At 74.8% G+C, this 2,230-nt stretch carries 1 protein-coding gene; it reads left to right on the top strand.

From position 1 onward, the window contains the following. Nucleotides 1-111 precede the first annotated feature (111 nt). A partial coding sequence (locus HUW36_RS31325) for a sensor histidine kinase (RefSeq protein WP_174531378.1) occupies nt 112-2,230 on the top strand: 2,119 nt, incomplete at its 3' end.

The following is a 2,230-nucleotide window of genomic DNA, read 5'->3' as shown; positions in this document are numbered from 1 at the left end:
AGCCCGGGCGGCCGCCGACGGTCCGCCCGGACCCGCCGGTCGCGACCCGGTCCGCCGACCGCCAGCCGGTGGCGGTGGGCGGCGGCGACGCCGAGCGGTGGAGGCCGTTCGATGCTGCTCGCTAGATTGCGGATCCGGGGCAAGCTCGCCCTGCTGGTGATCATCCCGCTGCTGAGCATGGTCGGGTTGGCCGTGCCGGTGGTCATCGACCGGGTGGCCACCGCGGAGCGCGCCGCCGACACCGCCGAGACGGTCCGCGTCGCCAGCCGGATCGGCAGCCTGGTCCAGGACCTCCAGCAGGAACGCCTGCTCTCGATCGGGCTGCTGCTCGGCCGGGTGACCCGCACCGAACTGGTCCAGAAGTCCGTCACCGTCGACGACCGGGTCGCCGACCTGCGCGCCGAGACCCTGCCCGCGCCGGTCCGCGCGGCCCTCGACGGGGTACGCACGCTGGCCGACGTCCGCACCGCCGTGCTCGCCGGCCGGGCCGCACCGGAACAGATCCTCACCGCGTTCGCCGCGGTCGACACCGCCCTGATCGAGTCGTTGCGACTGCCGTTCCAGGTGGACACCGACACCGCGGCCGGGCGGCAGGTGCTCGCCCTGGACGCGTTGCTGCGCGCCGACGAGGGGCTGAGTTCCTGCGCCACCCAGATCGTGCTGGTCAAGGCGACCGGCGACGCGAAGGTGGCCGGCTCGTACATCGCCTGCATGGCCGCGCTCAACGTGGACAACCAGCGGTTCCGCAAGCTCATCACGCCGGAGCAGTTCAAGCTGGCCCAGCTGGACGACGCGGCGGTGGCGGCCCGGACCAGCCCGACGTTCCTGGTCGACAGCGTCCGGGACCCGATCGGGGCGATCGCGCCGGTACCCCTGGACGCGCTCTTCCCCTCGGTGCGCTCAATGATCACCCTGGGCCAGTTCGTGGAGAAGAAGGTCGTCGCGGACGTGATCGCGGAGACCCGCACCGAGAAGCGGACCGCGTTGACCGCGGCCTGGCTGGTCAGCGTCGCGGCGATCGTGATCCTGCTCCTCGTGGTGCTGCTGAGCATGGCCGTGGCACGGACGGTGGCCCGACCGCTGAGCCGGCTCACCCGGTCCGCCGAGCGCGTCGCCCGGGTCGCCGAGGCCGAGCTGACCCGGGTCGCCGACGACGAGGCCGAGTCGGTGCCACCGGTACGCCTCGACCCGGTGGACGTCGACGCCCGGGACGAGATCGGCGACCTGGCCCGCGCGTTCGAACGGGTGCAGCACACCGCCGCGCGGCTGGTCGAACGGCAGGTGGCCGGCCGGCGCAACGTGGCGCAGATGTTCGGCCACGTCGGCCGACGTACGCAGAACCTGGTGGGCCGCCAGATCGCGCTCATCGACCGGCTGGAACGGCAGGAGGCCGACCCGGCGCGGCTGGAGCACCTCTACCGGCTGGACCACATCTCCAGCCGGCTGCGCCGCAACGCCGGCAGCCTGGTGGTGCTCTCCGGCGCCACCGGCTCGGACGGGCACGTGGCGCCGGTCCCGCTGGCCGACGTGGTGCGGCTCGCGCTCGGTGAGATCGAGGACTACACCAGGGTCGACGTGCAGGTCCCGCCCGGCGTCTCGGCCGCGCCCGCGATCGTCGGCGACCTGGTGCTGGCGCTGGCGGAGCTGATGGAGAACGCCACCTCCTTCTCGCCGCCGCACACCCGCGTGGTGGTGGCCGGCGAGCTGACCGACGGGGGCGCCCGGCTGACCGTGGTCGACCACGGCATCGGTCTCACCGCGGAGCGGCTCGCCGAGGAGAACGCCCGCTTCACCCGGCGGGAACGGCTCGACCTCGCGCCGACCGAGGTGCTCGGCCTGTTCGTGGTGGGGCGGCTGGCCCGCCGGCACGGTTGGACGGTCCACCTGGCCGCGACCACGGGCGGCGGGGTCACCGCCGGCGTGGAGATCCCGGCCGCCTCGCTGGTGATCCGCCGGCCGGAGCGGCCCTCCGCCACGGTGGCCCGGGCCACCGTCCCGCCCGCGCAGCGGCATCCGGAACCGGCCACCGAGGCGCCGACACCGGACCGGCCCGCCGCCACCCCGCCGGCCGCCGTCGAACCCGCCGGGTTCGACGCGGAGTTGCTCACCCGCGCCACCCGCAGCATCTCCACCGGCGAGTCGTGGGACGCCTTCGGCAACCAGGCGGACACCCCGGACCCGGCCGGCCCGCCGGACACGCCCGTGGCCACCCCGGTCGACGATCTCCGCT

Source organism: Micromonospora maritima (genome assembly GCF_902825405.1).
Lineage (GTDB): Bacteria > Actinomycetota > Actinomycetes > Mycobacteriales > Micromonosporaceae > Micromonospora > Micromonospora maritima.
This window is presented reverse-complemented; position numbering and strand designations above follow the sequence as displayed.